This is a genomic window from Streptomyces nitrosporeus, from assembly GCF_008704555.1.
Lineage (GTDB): Bacteria > Actinomycetota > Actinomycetes > Streptomycetales > Streptomycetaceae > Streptomyces > Streptomyces nitrosporeus.
Genome location: NZ_CP023702.1, coordinates 7,235,327 through 7,251,576, shown reverse-complemented (window position 1 = coordinate 7,251,576; position 16,250 = coordinate 7,235,327). Strand labels below are relative to the sequence as shown.

The following is a 16,250-nucleotide window of genomic DNA, read 5'->3' as shown; positions in this document are numbered from 1 at the left end:
TTGCGGGGAAACGAGGTGATGCTTCCCCGCAAGCCCTGGGCTGTCCTCCCGGACGGGCGCCCGTGCGCGCCGTCCTCCGGCGCCGGTGAGGATCCGTGCCGCACACGGGTACGGGCGGCGCGGACCCGCGGGGCGGGGCCCGGGCGGTGGCCGGTGGATACGGTGGGCGGCGAGCACGTGCGGGCGGCGAGCACGGGTGAACGCGGACACGTGGCCAGCGGGCACGTGACCAGCGAACGTGTGAGCAGCGGACGCGTCTGACGAACAGGAGGTCATGTGCTCGACACCGACTTCTTCCGCCGTTGGATGGCGGCCACGGCGGCCGCCGTCGAGCGGGAGGCGGAACGGCTGACCGGACTCGACTCGGCGATCGGGGACGCCGATCACGGCAGCAACATGCGGCGGGGCTTCGGCACGGTGACCGCCGTACTGGAGTCGGAGTCGCCCGCGACGCCGGGGGCGGTCCTGGTTCTCGCGGGACGGCAGCTGATCTCCACGGTGGGCGGGGCTTCGGGGCCGCTGTACGGCACCTTGCTGCGGCGTACCGGAAAGGCGCTCGGTGAGTCGGGAGAGGTGAGTCAGGGGCAGCTGGCCGAGGCGTTCGGCGCCGGTGTGGCGGCGGTGGCTCGGCTGGGCGGGGCGAAGGCCGGGGACAAGACGATGCTCGACGCGCTGCTGCCGGCTTCCCGGGCGCTGGCGGACTCGGCCGGCGCGGCCCGCGACGCGGCACGGGCCGGCGCGCTGGGAACCGTCCCCCTGCGGGCGCGCAAGGGCAGGGCGAGTTGTCTGGGCGAGGGCAGCGTCGGCCATCAGGATCCGGGGGCGGCCTCGGCCGCCCTGCTGATGGAGGCGCTCGCCGAAGCCGCCGGGGAGAACGGCGGTGACCGGGCATGAGCGAGGAGAGGCAGGTCGGGATCGTCCTGGTCTCGCACAGCGGGCCGGTGGCCCTGGCGGTGGCCGAACTGGCCAGGGGGCTGGCCGCCGGGGGCGTGACCGCGCCGGTCGCGGCGGCCGGGGGGACCTCGGCCGGCGGTCTGGGGACGAGCGCGGAACTGATCGCGGAAGCCGCCAGGGAAGTCGACCGGGGCGCAGGGGTGGCGCTGCTGGCGGACCTCGGCAGTGCGGTACTGACCGTGAAGTCCATGCTGGCGGAGGAGGGCGGGCTGCCGGAGGGCGCCATGCTGGTGGACGCGCCGTTCGTCGAGGGCGCGGTAGCGGCCCTGGTGACCGCGTCGATGGGCGGAGACCTGGCGACGGTGGCGGCCGCGGCCACGGACGCGTACGGCTACCGCAAGGTGTGACCGCGCCGTTCGCCCCGTGCGCGGTACGGGGCGAACGGCGCCGCCACGGGCGGTGAAGCGTCAGCTCACGGCACAGCTCTCACCGTTGAGCGTGAACTCCTGCGGCTCGGTGAAGGTACCGGGGTGCGTGCCCTGGAAGCCGAACGACTGACTGGCTCCCGCGGAGATCAGTCCGTTGAAGGCCGCACCTCTCGCGGTCACCGCACCCGTGGCCGGGGTGAGGGTGGCGTTCCACGCCTGGGTGACGGTCTGTCCGGACGGCAGGGTGAAGCCGAGCTCCCAGTCCTCGACCGCCGCGTTCCCGGTGTTGGTGATCTTGACGTCGGCGGTGAAACCGGTCTGCCAGGAGTTCGCCGTGTAGGTGACCCGGCAGGCGCCGGCGGGCGGGTTCCCCGGCTCTTCCGGGTTCTCCGGCCCGCCCGTCCCACCGCCGGTGTCGATGACCGAGGAGAAGGAACCGACCGCCAGCCCGGCGCCGCCCTGCCACGGTTCGAAACCGGCCTGGACGCTGGTCAGGTACCACGAGTTCTGCGCCATCCCCCGCGCCACGGTCGCGTCGACGAAGTCCATGACGTCGAACTGCCAGCTGGGGATCGCGGACGGTGCCAGGAACGAGATCACGTCGTTGCCGCCGTTGTTGCCGGTCCAGACCTCCCAGACGCGGCCGCCGACGGTGGCCGTGCCGACGGGTGAGCCGATCGGCTGGATGGGACCGACCCGGTTGAACCAGATCATGATCTCGGTGCGGTTGACGCCGTCGGTCCTCGGCTGCGGGTCGAGCCAGATGTCGTACGACGCGTTGTAGACCGCGTTGGCGACATAGCTGTACGCGATGCTGCTCGGCGCGCTGCTGATGGTGTCCACCCGGGCCGGCAGGGCGGTGCCGGGTGAGCAGTTCGTGTAGTGGCAGCCGTTGAACACCGAGGGGTACGACTTGGGTGCACCGTCGGTCGGCACGGATCCCTCGGCCCGGGTGAGGGTGAAGCCGCTCCCGGTGGCCTCGACGCACTGTTCGGCCGAGGTTCCCCAGCGGTTGTTCTGGACCACGTAGGTGCCCTGGACGACCGTCGTGCCGTACTGCTCGCAGATCGGCGCGGCCGCGTGGGCGGGTGCGGCGAGGGTGCCGAGGGCCGCGGTCGTGGCCAGTGCCACGAGTAACGCGGTCACGGCTGTGCGCGCTCCCCGCAGGGAAGCGATGAGGCTCTTCATGCTGTCCTTCCGGTAGGACCCGATGATGGGAGCGCTCCCATATGCCGCCCCGGCGTGGAACCTATGGGGCGGCCGGGGCTCCCCACAAGGGGCCGGTCCGTAACAACCGCCGAAGCGGAGGGCCCCGGTCCGCCGTGACACCGGACCGGGGGACGAGGAGGGAGGGGACGGGGAGGCGGGGCGGGCCTCGTGGATCCTTGCGGGGAGAGCTTCTGCGCGCGGTTCGCCCGGAGCACACCGGAAGAGACCGCCGAGCGGCTGGTGGCGGGCCGGCGCGTCTTCGTGGAGCGGCTCTACACCTCCGTACGCGGGGCGGGGGCGCCCTCCGGGCCGTAGGGGTCTGCCGGGAAGCCGGTTCCTCCCGCGATCCGGCCGCCGCGCAGTTCGAGGCGGTCCCCGGCGAAGCGGCTTCGGAAGCTGCGGTCGTGGGAGACGACCACCACGGCACCCGGGTACCGGTCGAGTGCCGCCTCCAGTTCCTCGACCAGGTCCGGCGCGAGGTGGTTGGTCGGCTCGTCGAGGATCAGCAGGTCCGCGGGCCTGGTCACCAGCCGTGCCAGGGCGAGCCGGCGCCGCTGTCCGGCCGACAGCTCGGCGACCGGGACGTCCAGGTCCTCCGGGCGGAACAGGCCGAGGTCCAGCAGGGTGCCGGTGTGTTCGTCGGCGGGGCCGGGCAGCCCGGCGGCGAAGACGGCGAGCAGGGAACGGCGGGTGGGCCGGACCGGCAGCTCCTGCGGGAGGTAGCCGGTCCGGGCCGCACGGCGGACCGTGCCGGAGTCGGGGGCGAGGTCGCCGGCGAGGACCCGTAGCAGGGTGGTCTTCCCCGCGCCGTTGGGCCCGGTGACCAGGAGCCGCTGTCCGGGCCCGACGCGCAGCAGGGGCACGTCCAGCCGGGGCGCCTCCGGCCGGCCGCCGACGACGACCGATTCGAGTGCGGCGAGCATCCCGGCGGAGCTCGCGGTGCCGGCGGGCCCGGGTCCGGTGCCGTCGCCCGGGGGCGCGGCGGGGCCAAAGACGGGGGCCGGGGCGAGGGTGAGATCCGCGGTGAAGCGCAGCGGCACGGGCGGGGCGGGTACGGGCGTGCGGCGCAGGGCTTCCAGCCGGGTCCTGGCCGCCCTGACCTGCCCGGACAGTTTGGCCTCATGGGACCTGCGGTGCTTGCCGAAGCCCTGGCGGGGGTCCTTGCCGGTGCCCGCGAGCCGGCGGCCCGCGGCCTCGGCCAGTTCCCCGGTGCGGGCCAGTTCGTCCAGCCATTCCTGGTGCTCCTGCGCCCGGCGGCGGCGGGCGGCGGCCTTGGCGGTGCGGTAGCCGTCCCAGCCGTCTCCGTACCGGGTGACACCGCGCAGGTCCCGGTCCACCTCCAGGATCACGGTCGTGATCCGTTCCAGGAACGCCCGGTCGTGCGTGACGGCGACCAGCGTGCCGCGGTGGGCGCGCAGGTGGTCCTCCAGCCAGCCGACCGCCGCGGCGTCGAGGTGGTTGGTGGGTTCGTCGAGCAGCAGCAGTTCGGGGCCTGCGGCCAGCACACAGGCGAGGGCCAGCCGTGACTGCTCGCCTCCCGAGAGTGTGCCCAGGGCCCGGTCGCGGCCGACGCGGCCGAGTCCGAGGCCGTGCATGGCGGCGTCGGCCCTCGCGTCCGCCCGGTAGCCGTCGCGTTCCTCGTAGGCGGTCAGCAGGTCACCGTAGGCGGCAAGCTGGGCTCCGGTGGGGGTGGTGTCGGACATCAGTGTCTCGGCGGCCCTGATCCGCCGTTCCATCTCGCGGAGTTCGCCCATCGCCGCGTCGACGGCGTCCTGGACGGTGGCGCCCGGATCGAGGTCGAGGGTCTGGGCGAGATAGCCGGTGCCACCGGGGAAGCGGACGGTGACGTCACCGTCGTCCGGGGTCTCGGCGCCCGCCATGAGGCGGAGGAGGGTGGATTTCCCGGAGCCGTTCTCACCGATGACCCCGGCCTTCTCGCCGGGGCGGACGGTGAGGGAGACACGGTCGAGGACGGTCCGGGTCCCGTACGTCCTGGAGACGTCGTGCAGGGACAGCTGGGCGCGGTCGCGCTGGGAGGACATGGGTGGGGTTTCCCTGAGGTGACAGGCCCTCGGCCGCGCGTCACGGGGCGCCGGGAAGGGCGCGCGGGACACCCGGCGGGGCGGGGTCGTCGGACAGCGGGAAGGACTGCGGCGCGAAGTGACCCCCGGGGTCACCCGGTGACGTCGTGCGTCACACGGCGGCGTCCTGGCCGGTGCTCAGAGAAAGAAGTAGTGCCTGCCCATGCGGTTCAGTGTAACCACGGGCGGAAAGGAGGTACCCCGATTCACGGCGGACCCGCGCGGGCCCGCCCGGGAGCGGCGGGGCCGGTCCGGTCCCGCCGCTCCCGGGGTGACGGCCACTTCGCGGGGCTGCCCGCCGTCGGCGCGGCAGGCAGCCCCACGGGCGTGCCGTCCCCCTGTCAGAACAGCGGGGGCTGTGCGAAACGCACCAGCTCCAGAGCCTGCTGGGGGAACCACGCTCCGGCTGCCGGGTCGACCGTCCCGCGCTCGGGGTCCTCGGGGCCGTCCGTACCCCGCAGGCAGAGTCCGTCCGATTCCCCGGGAATCTTGATCCACAGCCGGGCGTCGTGCAGCGGGTCGCCCGTGGCGGTGGTGGGCCGGGCGCCCAGGCCCCGGTCCGGCGGGTTGCACCATTCCTGGGCGTCCGTGTACTTGCCGGCGGGCGCGGTCCAGGTGCCCCGGCCGTTGCGGCTGGAGTCGGTGACGAAGTGCTTCATCAGGGCGGGGTCGGTGTCCACGTGGGTGTCCAGCCATGCCTGGGCGTCGTTGCGGGGCCACCACTGGTTCGGGCAGTCGGCGCTGTCCCCGCCGGTGTCCACGTAGGCCAGGCAGGAGGAGATCAGCGTTCCGTACCAGGAGTTGGCGTCCTCGGTGTGGTAGTTGGAGGCGTTGGTGAAGACTCCGGTGGCGCGCTCCACACCGCCCTCCAGCAGGCGGGGGACGATGTCGTTGACGGAGTGCCAGCCCTGGTGGCCGGTGTCGAGGTAGACCTTGGTGCGGGCCAGCGGCTCAAGGGTGTCGACCGCGTAGTTCACCTCGGCGTAGCGGGCTTTCGTCTTCGTGCCCTCGCCGTCGTCCTGCCCGCAGTCCGAGGGCAGCAGGGCGAGCGAGTCCGGTTCCAGGACGACCATGGCGTCGTGGCCGCCGATGCCCCGGGCCACGGCGTCGATCCACGCCTGGTACTCGGCGGTCGTGGAGGCGCCGCCGCCGGAGTAGTTGGCGCAGTCGCGGCCGGGGACGTTGTACAGGGCGAAGAGGGGCACGGCCCGCTGCCTGGCCGCCTCCCTGACGACGCGTGCGGCCTCCCGCTCGACCTCGGCCGGGCTCTGGTCCCCGAACCACACGGCGTGCGGGGTGCGCGCCATGGCCAGGATGCCGGCGGCGTCCCGGAGTTTCTTCTGCCGCAGCAGGTCCACGGCCTGGCGGTACGCGCCGGGGTTGGCGTCGGGCACGTACAGCCGGGTGCGGTGCGTCCCGGCGGCCGCGCCGGCCTGTGCGTCACCGGCCTGCGCGGCACCGGGGGCCGCGGTGGCCGGGGCGGTGAGCAGGGCCGCCGCGCAGGCGAGCGGCAGGGCTCCTAGCAGGGTCGCTCTGAGGCGCATGGGTCCGTCCCTCGGTCGCGGTGAACATGCGGGAGCGCCCCCACCGAAGGGTGCGGGAGCGCTCCCATGAGCGTTCCTGAGCGCCATGTATGCGTCAAGACTGTTGCGGGTGTTACTTCGTGGTCACCCCGGGAGCGGCCGTGAGCACCCGGAAGCGATCCGGGGCCGGAAGGCGCGGGGCCGCCTGCCGCTTCACCCGTCCGGAGTAATCCTGCGGATGCCCGGCGGGTGCCCGCACACGTCCGGGAGGGCGTACGGCGGACCGGCCGTGCGGCCGCCGGTGCCCGGCGGAAGAGGCCGCCACCTCCTCGGCACCCGTTGCGTGAAGGCGCCCCGCTCGCAGGATCGGTAAGGGGAGCAGGCGGGCTCCGGCCCACCGCGGCTCCCCGTTCCCGGCCGCGGCAGCGGCATCCCCCTCCGGCCGGTGCGGCCCACCGCCGGGGCGGCAGAGCGAGAGGAAGTCATCCATGCCTGTGTGTACGACGCGTGACGGTGTCGAGATCTTCTACAAGGACTGGGGCCAGGGGCGCCCCGTGGTCTTCATCCACGGCTGGCCGCTCAACGGCGACGCCTGGCAGGACCAGCTGAAGGCCGTGGCCGACGCCGGGTTCCGCGGCATCGCCCACGACCGCCGCGGCCACGGCCGCTCCACCCCGGTCTACGACGGATACGACTTCGACACCTTCGCCGACGACCTGAACGACCTCATCACCCACCTCGACCTAAGGGACGTCACCCTGGTCGCCCACTCCATGGGCGGCGGCGAACTGGCCCGCTACATCGGCCGCCACGGCACCAGCCGCATCCGCTCCGCCGTCCTGCTCTCCGCGGTCCCCCCGCTGATGCTCCAGGGCCCGGACAACCCCGAAGGCGTCCCCCAGTCCGTCTTCGACGACATCAAGAACGGCATCCTCGCCGAACGCTCCCAGTTCTGGAAGGACACCGCCGTCGGCTTCTTCGGCGCCAACCGGAACGGCAACAAGGTCACCCAGGGCAACAAGGACGCCTTCTGGTACATGGCCATGGTCCAGACCATCGAAGGCGGCGTCGACTGCGTCGACGCCTTCGCCGCCACCGACTTCCACGAAGACCTGAAGAAGTTCGACGTGCCGACCCTGGTGGTGCACGGCGACGACGACCAGGTCGTCCCCATCGACGCCACCGGCCGCAAATCCGCGAAAATCATCCCGGACGCCACCCTCAAGGTCTACGAAGGCGGCTCCCACGGCATCGCCCTCGTCCCCGGCGACAAAGAGAAGTTCAACACCGACCTCCTCGACTTCCTCGCCGTCTGAGACACCACCGCACCCGGACAGGCCGCGCCCTGGAGGGCGCGGCCTGCAGGGCGCGGCCTGTTCAGGCGTACCGGTTCCTGATGCTGCCCGGCACCCGGGAGAGGTGGCCGCCGCTGTCCGGGCGCCGGGTGATGACGAGTACGGCGATGTCGTCGCGCCGCACTCCGCCGGAGAACTCCTCCAGGTCGGTCCGCAGCGCCTGCAGCAGTTCACGCGGCTGGTGGTGCGCCCACCGGGCCAGCCGTTCGTCCAGCGGATAGAAGCCGCCCGCCGGGTCCCGGGCCTCGGTGACGCCGTCCGTGAAGACCACCAGGGACGCGCCGGGCGGGAGCGTGAACTGTTCCGCGGTACGCGCCTCGTCGCTGAGCGCCGCCAGGCCCAGCGGTACGGAGGTCCGCCGCAGCGGGACGGTGCTCTCCGTCCCGTCGTGGAGCAGCCGGGGCGGCAGGTGACCGCAGTTCACGGCTCCGACCTGGTCGCCCGCACCGAATCCGAGCAGCAGGGCGGTGACGAAGCGCTCGGTCTCGCCGGTCTCGGCGGAGAAGGCGTTGTGCCGGACGACGGCGTCCTCCAGCGCGTCGGCGACCGCCGTGAGTTCGGGTTCCCGGACGGCCGCTTCCCGGAACGCCCCGAGCGCGGCGAATCCCGCCCCGATGGCGGGCAGCCCCTTGCCCTGCACGTCCCCGATGATCACCCGGCTGCCGTGGGGGGACTGCACGACCTCGTAGATGTCGCCGCCGACGAAGCGGTCCTCCTCGATCGGTTCGTAGAGGCCCTGGACCCGCAGCTCCCGGGTGACGACCGGGAGCGGGCGCAGGATCTGCCGCTGGAGGGCGACGGCGGCGGAGCGCAGCCGGGCCACCTCGGTGGCGTGCCGGATCCGTGCGCTGCAGGCGAGGACGCCCAGGCCGCTGGCGAGCGCGGTGAAGCCGATGAGGAAGACGACGTCCCAGAAGGCGCCTCCCGCCGCGATGCTGGAGCCGACCACCACGAGCGTGACCCAGAGGGCGACGCCGACGGTCTGGCGGACCGCGCAGAAGACCGAGGCCAGGGCGGGCAGAACGACCAGGAGAGGGATCAGCCGCAGGTCGTCCCCGGTGAGCGCGTCGAGGACGACGACCGCGGACGTCAGCGCCAGGAGCCCGGTGGCCAGTGCCGCGTTGCCGATCCGGGAGGCGCCCGCCCGCGCCTCGTCCGGGTCCGTACCCGGTAGCACCGCTCTGCGCGCCGCCGGCCGCCGGAGTCCCTTGACCACGGACCGCCTCCCGCAATCTGTCGCTATCGCCCCGTTTGCTCCAACCTACCCGTCCGGTCGTCCGGATTCCGGGTGCCGAGGCCCGGCGGGACCAGGGCGGAGAGGAACGCGGTACGCCTGCGCAGCCGGAAGCCCAGTGCCTCGTACAGCCGGATCGCCCCGGTGTTGGCCGAGGCGGCGTGCAGGAAGGGTGTCTCCCCGCGCTCCCGGATCTCGTGGGCGACGGCCCTCAGGAGCCGGCTCGCCATCCCCTGCCCGCGTACGGACTCGTCCGTGCAGACGGCGCTGATCTCCGTCCAGCCCGGCGGGCGCAGCCGCTCCCCCGCCATCGCCACCAGGGTCCCGTGGCGGCGGATGCCGAGGTAGGTGCCGAGTTCCACGGTCCGGGGCAGGAAGGGGCCCGGGCGGGTACGCCCGACGAGCTCCAGCATCTCGGGGACGTCCGCGGGGCCCAGGCGGACGGCTTCGGCGTCGGGGGCCGCGTCCACACCGTCGTCCACCATCTGCACGCCTTCCGCGTGGAAGAGGATCTCCCAGTCGGCGGGCGGCGGCTCGTGGAAGGCGGTCAGGGTGACGGAGCCGCCGGGTCCCGCCAGCGCGGCGGCGTCGGCCCAGTCCTGGGCGAGCGGCGCGTCGGGGACGGCGTTCCAGGGGGTGACGTCGGCCGGGTAGCGCAGCACCCTTCCGCGGCGCTCGGCGAAGTGGGCGTGGGGTCCGGTCAGCGCGGCGTGCACCGGACTGTCCAGGGGATGGGCGAGGACGGGCGGCACCGGCCGGGGGCCGGCGGGGTGCGGGACGGTCACGCGGCTGCCCTTTCCTGCTCGCCGCTCCGGCTGCGGGCGGGCGGGAACGGGCCGGGGCGCGGGGGGCGGGAGCCGGGCGCGGGGGGCGTGCTCATGGTTTTCCTCTCTGCGGACCGCCGGTGGACGGTCTCCGGCGGGCGGACGCGGCGCCGTGGTGCCGGCGGCCGCCGTGACGGGGCTGTGGGACGTCAGCTGGGAAAAGCGGATGAGGGCCTGCGCCTATTCCCGGGTGCCAGGACCCGCCCGCGGACCCGTCACCGGCTCCGGTACCGCCGCCGTCCGGGCCCTCGTTCGCGCTCCTCACCGGTCGTCCGGCGCGCGGTCCCGGGTCCGGTGTTCCGATCGGCCCCCAACTCCCGTTCCGCTGTGGCACTCTGGAGGTGGCCGCCCCACCGGGCTCCCCCGTACCGGTGGGGCGGTCGTGCGTGCCGGAGCCGGGGCCGCCGGCCCGTTCCGGCCAATGCTTCGGGTTCCTGGCACAATTCTGTTCTCCCGTACATGAGTTCTCTTCTTCCGGGCAGGCGCACTCCACCTCGACGTCTACGATCCGGGAGCGTGACGGAATGCCCGCGCACACCGCACGAACCTCCACTGTGGAACAGCAGGGCTCCGGCTCCGCGGAGCGACCGGGCGTCACGGGAGACCTCCCGTGGATCGCCGATGCGGGCCAGGTCGCCCCGCGGGACGCGCGCGCCCTGTCGAAACTGTTCTTCGACCGCCTCCAGGTCCTTGAGGAGGGCACGCCCGAGTACCAGTACGCCAGGAACACGCTGATCGAGATGAACCTGTCCCTGGTCCGGTTCGCGGCGGGCCGCTTCCGCAACCGGGGCAGCGGCGAGATGGAGGACATCGTCCAGGTCGGCACCATCGGCCTCATCAAGGCCATCGACCGGTTCGACCTGAGCCGGGAGGTCGAGTTCACCTCCTTCGCCGTGCCGTACATCGTCGGCGAGATAAAGCGTTTCTTCCGTGACAGCACCTGGTCCGTGCACGTCCCGAGGCGGTTGCAGGAGCTGCGCGTCGACCTCGCCAGGGCGAAGGAGGCGCTGGCCGCCGGCCTGGACCGGGACCCGACGGTCAAGGAGCTGGCCGAGTACCTCGGGCTGGAGGAGGAAGAAGTCGCCGAGGGCATCGTCGCCGCCAACGGCTACACGGCGGGCTCACTCGACATACCGGCGGACACGGCGGACTCGGTGGGCCGCTCGACGAACGGGCGGACGTTCGCGGATGTCCTGGGCGAGCCGGACCCGGCGATCGAGACGGTGGAGAACCTGCACGCGCTGGCGCCCCTGCTGGAGGAACTCACCCCCCGGGAGCGCCGGATCATCGAGATGCGGTTCGGGCAGGAGATGACGCAGGCGCGCATCGGTGACGAGCTGGGGATCTCCCAGATGCATGTGTCGCGGCTGCTGAGCCGGACCCTCCTCAAGCTGCGCGCCGGGATGTTCACGGAGGAGTGAGCCGAGCCGCGTCCTCGCCCGGGCCGCGTCCGCCTGGCCCCCTGAGCCGCCTCCGTCCGAGCCCCCTTCCGTCCGCGTCTGTGCCCGCGCGCCCGGTCGGCTCGCGCTCCGGGACGCCCCTGCCCGTGGCTGCCGACGGCCCGCCGGAGCCCGTGTGTTGCGCCGTGTTGCGGCGTGTTGCGGCCCGATGAAATCACCGTGTGCGTGAACCGCCCCCGGGCGTGCCCCGGGCGCGGCCCACACCGGCGGTACGGCTCCGGGCGTACCGGTGACGGTGCAGGCCGGCGCGGTGTCCAGGCGGTCCGGAGGCCGGACGGCGCCGGGTCCGGGGCGGGGAACACGCGGACCGTGCGGTGGGCGCGGCCGGTTGACGCCGAAGAGGACCGCTGACAGCCTCCCGGGCATGACCGCGACCGCCTTCCTCTTCCCGCGGCCGTGTACCGGTCCGGGGCGCCCCGTCCTCGCGGCCTGCGGCTGCGGGCCCGGCCGGGCCGCGTGCCGCCGCTCCGCCGGTGGCCGTTGACGCCTCGGCCCTCCTCCCCTGCCGGACGGTGTCCGTACGGGCCTGCCGCCGTGTGCCGGCCGTTCCCGGCGGGCGCGGGTCAGCGTCCGCCGGGCGCCGTCGTGTCCGTGGCGGCCGCCGGAGCAGCCGGTGTCCCGTCGTCCCTCTCCTCCAGGAGCGTTCATGCCTGCTCAGCCACCGTCCCGGCGCCTGCCGTCCGAAGCCGCGCCGCACCCGGCACCGCCGTCCGCGGCCGTCTCCCCGGAGGCCGCGTACGACCTGGCGCGGATGCGCCAGTGGGCCGCCGGCCGTGCGCGGTCGGCCGGGATCGGCCGGCGTGATCTGCTCCGGCTGGTCGCGGCGGCTTCGGTGTCCGTCCCCCTGGTGCAGGCGGCGGCTGCTCCCGCCCTGGCGGCCGGCTCCCTGCCCGGGGTGGTGAAGCCGCTGCCGCCCGAACTGTTCACGGTGCGCGGGACGAACGCCGAGACGAACTTCGCGGCGCTGCGCGGTACCGGGCTGCTCACCCCGGCCGACCGCTTCTTCGTCCGCAACCACACCTCGACCCCGGTGATCGACGAGGCCTCCTGGAAGCTGACGGTGTGGGGCGACGGGCTGACGGGCGGCCCGGTGGACTTCTCCTACGCCGCGCTGCGCGCGCTGCCCGCCACCTCCCGTACGGCGTTCGTCGAGTGCGCGGGCAACGGCCGGAGCTTCTTCGCCTCCCAGCAGGGGCAGCAGGTCAGCGGTACCGCGTGGACCCTCGGCGCGATCGGTACGGCGCGCTGGCGCGGGGTACGGCTGGCGGAGGTGCTGCGCCGGGCGGGTATCGGGCCCCGCGCGGTCGATGTCCTGCCGCGCGGGCTGGACGCGGAGGTCGTCAGCGACGGGACGAACCTGGGCCGGGTCCGCAGACCTCTGCCCGTCGCGAAGGCGCTGGACGACGTGCTGCTGGCCTACGAGATGAACGGGGAGCCGTTGCCGCCCGATCACGGGAGCCCGGTACGGCTGATCGTGCCGTCCTGGATCGGGATCGCCAACATCAAGTGGGTGGGCGACATCGAGGTGAGCGCCCAGCCGCTCCTCACCCCGTGGAACACGGGGCTGTACCGGCTGTTCGGCCCCGGCCACCCGGACGGGGGCGGTGCGCCGCTGACCCGGCAGACCCTCAAGAGCGCGTTCGAGCTCGCGCCCGGCGCCGTGTTCCCCGCCGGGCGGCGGCAACTCCTCACCGGGCGGTCCTGGTCGGGCGGCGCCCCGGTGCGTTCGGTCGAGGTCAGCACGGACGGTGGGGCCCGGTGGCGTCCGGCGCGGCTGCGGGACGAGCCCCGGAGCGGGAGCTGGGTCCGCTGGTCGGCGGACTGGGTGCCGGGGGCGCCGGGCGCCGCCGTGCTGCTGGCGCGGGCGACGGACCGGTCGGGCCGGTCCCAGCCGGTGACGACGGCTCACAACACGCAGGGCTATCTCTTCGACGCCGTGGTGCGGCATCCCGTGACGGTCGTCTGACGGCCGCTGTTCCGGCGCCCGGCCCCCGCGAGCCCCGGGGCCGGCCGGGGCGCCGCCGTCGTGCGCACCGCTCAGCCGGTACGTCCCGCGTAGTAGGTCGCGATCATGTCCTGGTCGCCGTGTCCGGCCGCCTGCGCGCGGGTGAACCGCTCGGCGGAGGCGGCGATCAGGTCCAGCGTCACCCCGGAGGCTCCGGCGGCGTCGAGGATCAGCCGGGAGTCCTTGAGAGCGGTGGAGAGGGCGAAGCTGGGGGTGAGGTCGCCGTCGAGCACGGCGGCGGCCTTCTGCTGGAGGTAGGGGGTGTCGAGCGGGCCGCCCTTCACCGCGTCGAGGAAGAGCCGCGGGTCGGTCCCCAGCCCTTCGGCGAGGTTCAGGCATTCGGCGACGCCGTTGACCAGGTTGATCACCCAGGCGTTGGTGACCAGCTTGAGCCGGGTGGCGGCCCCGGGGTCCTCCCCGGCCCAGACGGTGCGTCCGCCGATCGCCTCCAGGACGGGCCGGACCGTGGGGCGGGCGCCGGAGGGCCCGGAGACGAACACCGTGAGGGTGCCCTGTTCGGCGGGCTGCCTGGTGCCGGAGACCGGGGCGTCGAGGTAGACGAGTCCCAGCCCGGCGGCCCGGTGGGCGAGTTCGGTGGTGGCGTCGAGTCCGACGGTGGAACTCTGCAGCCAGACCTGTCCGGGACGCAGGCCGTCGGCCGCCGCGGTGAGGGTCTCGGCGACGGCCGGTCCGTCGTTCAGCACGGTGAGGATCACGTCGGCCCCGCGTACGGCTTCCGCCGCGGTGTCCGTCACGGTGGCGCCGGCCGTGGCCAGGGGTTCGGCCTTGGCGCGGGTCCGGTTCCAGGCCCGTACGGGCAGTCGGGCCCTGAGCAGGCTGCGGGCCATTCCGGATCCCATGATGCCGGTGCCGAGGACGGCGACGGACGGCTTGCCGGGGACGGCGTCCGCGGAGGATGCGGTGGTCATGGCTGCGTTCCCTTCGTCGGTGTGCCGCGCGGTGCGCGGCGGGGCGCCCCCGGTCCGGGCGGCGCTCCCGGTGGACGGGGCCGTGTCCCCGCGCCCGGGTGTGTCCTGCGGTGCGGCGGGGTGCCGTGGCGCGGCCGAGGGCGGGCAGGACGGGGCGTCCGGGAACGCCGCGCCCGGTCCCGTTGCCTCAAGACTGCCGTAGTGCTCCGGCGAGGACGGCGTGGTGGACGGCCCTGGCGAGTCGCGATCCCCAGGGCGAGCGCGGCCCGGCGAAGGGCTCACCGGACCCGGCCCCGGGCTCGGGTGTGGCCACGCACACCGCGTCCGTGGGTGTGCCCGAGCAGTCGAGTCCGGCGTCCAGGAGTGCCTGGACCTTCGCTTCGGTGGCGGTGGCCACCGCGTTGACGAGGGCGGCGTCGGAGAGCGCGACGGGAAGCGTGACGACGATGTTGACGGTGCCGGGCACCGGCGGCCCCCCGGTGCCGGGGCCGGGGGCGGCGGCCCAGCCGCGTACGCCGAGACCACTGGTGACGGTGGCGGTCACCGGGCCGTCGTGCCCGGTGGTGCGGGCGGTGACGTCGGCGGCGGTCATCAGGCCGGCGCCCGGCCCCGTGAGCCCTTCGGCCGCCGCGATCTCCGCGAGGTGCCGGTCGGGGTCCAGCCGGGGGTAGCCGCCGGGGACCTGCGCGTTGAGGATCCAGGCGCGCGGCCCGATCCCGCCCCCGAGGACGGCGCTGCTGCACACCCGCCAGCCGGGTCCCAGCCGCCAGACCAGGTGGTGGAGGTCCCGGCCGTCCTCCTGCCGGGCGAGCAGTTCCCCGCGCTGTCCGGGCAGGCGGGTCCGTACGGAATCGATGGTGCACCCCCGTCGGCGGGCCGGCCGTCGGTCGGCAGCGGCGCGTCGATCATACGCGCGCCCCTTTCCGCATCACGCACCCCTTCCCCCGCCGCGCCTCCCACCTCGTCCGCGCCGCGCCCGCCGCCCCGCGCGTCCGGTGCGCCCCCACGGGTCGCTCACCCGAATGGCGTAATACGGCAGGACGGCCGTATCCGGCGTGGCACACGGCCGGGCGCCCTTCCGGGGTGGCCGGGGCCGTACGCCGCCAGGGCCGGGAAGTTGCAGCGTCCAACCGGGTGAGGCGCGATGGAATCCGGACGCGCCTTCCCTGATGGAGCCAGCCACAGGACGCGCCCGGGCGAGGAGGGATCGGCCATGGGAGCCGCTGACGGTTTCACGGATTCCGGAGAACTCGACGGTCTGACCGTCTACGACAGCGACGGTGAGAAGGTCGGCACGGTGGGGCGGGTGTACGTCGACGACGACACCGGCAAGCCGGACTGGATCACGGTCAAGACCGGCATGTTCGGCATGAAGGAGAGTTTCGTACCGCTCGCCGGTGCCCGGCGGGTGGGCTCGGACCTGCACGTCTCGCACCCGAAGGAGCTCGTCAAGGAGGCCCCGCGGGTCGACGCCGACGCGCATCTCTCGGTGGCCGAGGAGGAGGAGCTCTACCGGCACTACGGCATGACCCGGAAGACCACCGGCCGTGCCGGTACCGCCATGGGTGCCGCCGGCACCGGAGCGGCGGCCGGGACCGCGGGCGCCGCGGGCACCCGTACCGGGCAGACCGGCCGGGCCACGGCGGACACCACCGGCACCACCGGTGCCATGGGCGCCGCGGGCACCGGCAGGCACCGGGACGCGGATGCCTCGCGGCCGCTCGCCGGCGCCGGGGCGGAACGGTCGGCGGGCGGCACCGGCATGCGGGACGAGCTGACCCGTTCGGAGGAGCAGCTCTCCGTCGGGACGGAGGAGTACGAGAGCGGAAAGGCGCGGCTGCACAAGTACGTGGTGACGGAGAACGTCACCCGGACGGTGCCCGTGTCCCACGAAGAGGTGCGCGTGGTGCGGGAGCCTCTGAAGCCGGGCGAGAGGACGGCCGACGGCAAGCTGGGCGAGCAGGACGTCGAGGTGACCCTGCACGCCGAACGCGCCACCGTACGCAAGGAGTCGGTCCCGGTGGAGCGGGTCCGTCTGGAGACGAACAGGGTCACCGAGCAGAAGGAGGTCTCCGCCGAGCTCCGCAAGGAGAAGATCGACTACATGGACGGCAAGGAGACGGGCGGCGGCAAGGACGCGGGCGGCGAGTTCGGCAAGGGACGCCGTCGTTGAGAAGCCGCCGGTCATCGCCGGGAAGCCGTCGGCCCGGCCGGGCCTGAACAGCGGCTTCTGCCCCCTCCCCCGGCGGTGACGGGCCGCGCGACCCCACGCGAGGGGCGGACCCCGGAGTACCGGGCGCCCGCCCCT

At 74.0% G+C, this 16,250-nt stretch carries 13 protein-coding genes; 6 read left to right on the top strand and 7 right to left on the bottom strand.

Going from position 1 to position 16,250, the window contains the following annotated elements; all coding sequences use genetic code 11:
- Positions 1 to 276 precede the first annotated feature (276 nt).
- The gene (gene dhaL / locus CP967_RS32290; protein ID WP_150491359.1) at positions 277 to 894 is read left to right on the top strand and encodes a dihydroxyacetone kinase subunit DhaL; all 618 of its coding nucleotides are present in this window, start codon (positions 277 to 279) and stop codon (positions 892 to 894) included.
- Entirely contained in the window at positions 891 to 1,301 is a 411-nt protein-coding gene (locus CP967_RS32285; protein WP_150491358.1) for a PTS-dependent dihydroxyacetone kinase phosphotransferase subunit DhaM, read from the top strand. Before dhaL ends, CP967_RS32285 begins: the two co-directional genes overlap by 4 nt.
- Positions 1,302 to 1,361: 60 nt before the next feature.
- Here CP967_RS32285 and CP967_RS32280 read toward each other — a convergent pair whose 3' ends face one another.
- The 3 genes from CP967_RS32280 to CP967_RS32270 all read right to left on the bottom strand — a co-directional run bounded on the left by CP967_RS32280 (position 1,362) and on the right by CP967_RS32270 (position 6,156).
- Positions 1,362 to 2,510 carry a glycoside hydrolase family 12 protein gene (locus tag CP967_RS32280; RefSeq protein ID WP_150491357.1) on the bottom strand — a complete coding sequence of 383 codons (1,149 nt, stop codon included), beginning with the start codon at positions 2,508 to 2,510 and terminating at the stop codon, positions 1,362 to 1,364.
- Between the two features lie 293 nt (positions 2,511 to 2,803).
- The gene (locus CP967_RS32275) at positions 2,804 to 4,573 is read right to left on the bottom strand and encodes an ABC-F family ATP-binding cassette domain-containing protein (RefSeq protein ID WP_150491356.1); all 1,770 of its coding nucleotides are present in this window, start codon (positions 4,571 to 4,573) and stop codon (positions 2,804 to 2,806) included.
- 380 nt (positions 4,574 to 4,953) lie between these two features.
- On the bottom strand, positions 4,954 to 6,156 hold the full coding sequence (locus CP967_RS32270; protein WP_150491355.1) for a glycoside hydrolase family 6 protein: 1,203 nt from the start codon (positions 6,154 to 6,156) through the stop codon (positions 4,954 to 4,956).
- A gap of 467 nt (positions 6,157 to 6,623) precedes the next feature.
- Here CP967_RS32270 and CP967_RS32265 point away from each other — a divergent pair, with 467 nt between their 5' ends.
- A complete protein-coding gene (locus CP967_RS32265; RefSeq protein ID WP_150491354.1) occupies positions 6,624 to 7,451 on the top strand; it encodes an alpha/beta fold hydrolase in 828 nt (275 codons plus the stop codon).
- A gap of 61 nt (positions 7,452 to 7,512) precedes the next feature.
- Here the strand turns inward: CP967_RS32265 and CP967_RS32260 are convergent, their stop codons facing one another.
- Both CP967_RS32260 and CP967_RS32255 read right to left on the bottom strand, forming a co-directional pair.
- A complete protein-coding gene (locus CP967_RS32260; RefSeq protein WP_150491353.1) occupies positions 7,513 to 8,706 on the bottom strand; it encodes a PP2C family protein-serine/threonine phosphatase in 1,194 nt (397 codons plus the stop codon).
- A 23-nt stretch (positions 8,707 to 8,729) separates the two neighbouring features.
- Positions 8,730 to 9,509, bottom strand: coding sequence for a GNAT family N-acetyltransferase (locus CP967_RS32255; protein WP_150491352.1), 780 nt, complete (start codon positions 9,507 to 9,509; stop codon positions 8,730 to 8,732).
- A gap of 563 nt (positions 9,510 to 10,072) precedes the next feature.
- Between CP967_RS32255 and CP967_RS32250 the strand changes: the two genes are divergently transcribed.
- On the top strand, positions 10,073 to 10,969 hold the full coding sequence (locus tag CP967_RS32250; RefSeq protein ID WP_150491351.1) for an RNA polymerase sigma factor SigF: 897 nt from the start codon (positions 10,073 to 10,075) through the stop codon (positions 10,967 to 10,969).
- 790 nt (positions 10,970 to 11,759) lie between these two features.
- A complete protein-coding gene (locus CP967_RS32245; protein WP_150492152.1) occupies positions 11,760 to 12,974 on the top strand; it encodes a sulfite oxidase in 1,215 nt (404 codons plus the stop codon).
- A 71-nt stretch (positions 12,975 to 13,045) separates the two neighbouring features.
- On the opposite strand, the gene CP967_RS32240 is transcribed toward CP967_RS32245, so the two are convergent.
- Together CP967_RS32240 and CP967_RS32235 are read right to left on the bottom strand one after the other, a co-directional pair.
- Positions 13,046 to 13,942: an NAD(P)-dependent oxidoreductase gene (locus tag CP967_RS32240; protein WP_150491350.1), complete on the bottom strand. Its 897-nt coding sequence runs from the start codon at positions 13,940 to 13,942 to the stop codon at positions 13,046 to 13,048.
- A 187-nt stretch (positions 13,943 to 14,129) separates the two neighbouring features.
- Positions 14,130 to 14,687, bottom strand: coding sequence for an adenosylcobinamide amidohydrolase (locus tag CP967_RS32235; RefSeq protein ID WP_229888616.1), 558 nt, complete (start codon positions 14,685 to 14,687; stop codon positions 14,130 to 14,132).
- A 468-nt stretch (positions 14,688 to 15,155) separates the two neighbouring features.
- On the opposite strand from CP967_RS32235, the gene CP967_RS32230 reads away from it, so the two are divergent.
- A complete protein-coding gene (locus tag CP967_RS32230; protein ID WP_150491348.1) occupies positions 15,156 to 16,115 on the top strand; it encodes a PRC and DUF2382 domain-containing protein in 960 nt (319 codons plus the stop codon).
- Positions 16,116 to 16,250: the final 135 nt, after the last annotated feature.

Bases quoted from the DNA above. Each gene is read 5' to 3' on its own strand.
- CP967_RS32270 (WP_150491355.1), bottom strand. From the start codon at position 6,156: ATGCGCCTCAGAGCGACCCTGCTAGGAGCCCTGCCGCTCGCCTGCGCG.
- CP967_RS32245 (WP_150492152.1), top strand. From the start codon at position 11,760: ATGCGCCAGTGGGCCGCCGGCCGTGCGCGGTCGGCCGGGATCGGCCGG.
- CP967_RS32280 (WP_150491357.1), bottom strand. From the start codon at position 2,510: ATGAAGAGCCTCATCGCTTCCCTGCGGGGAGCGCGCACAGCCGTGACC.
- CP967_RS32250 (WP_150491351.1), top strand. From the start codon at position 10,073: ATGCCCGCGCACACCGCACGAACCTCCACTGTGGAACAGCAGGGCTCC.
- CP967_RS32285 (WP_150491358.1), top strand. From the start codon at position 891: ATGAGCGAGGAGAGGCAGGTCGGGATCGTCCTGGTCTCGCACAGCGGG.
- CP967_RS32265 (WP_150491354.1), top strand. From the start codon at position 6,624: ATGCCTGTGTGTACGACGCGTGACGGTGTCGAGATCTTCTACAAGGAC.
- CP967_RS32230 (WP_150491348.1), top strand. From the start codon at position 15,156: ATGGGAGCCGCTGACGGTTTCACGGATTCCGGAGAACTCGACGGTCTG.
- CP967_RS32275 (WP_150491356.1), bottom strand. From the start codon at position 4,573: ATGTCCTCCCAGCGCGACCGCGCCCAGCTGTCCCTGCACGACGTCTCC.
- CP967_RS32240 (WP_150491350.1), bottom strand. From the start codon at position 13,942: ATGACCACCGCATCCTCCGCGGACGCCGTCCCCGGCAAGCCGTCCGTC.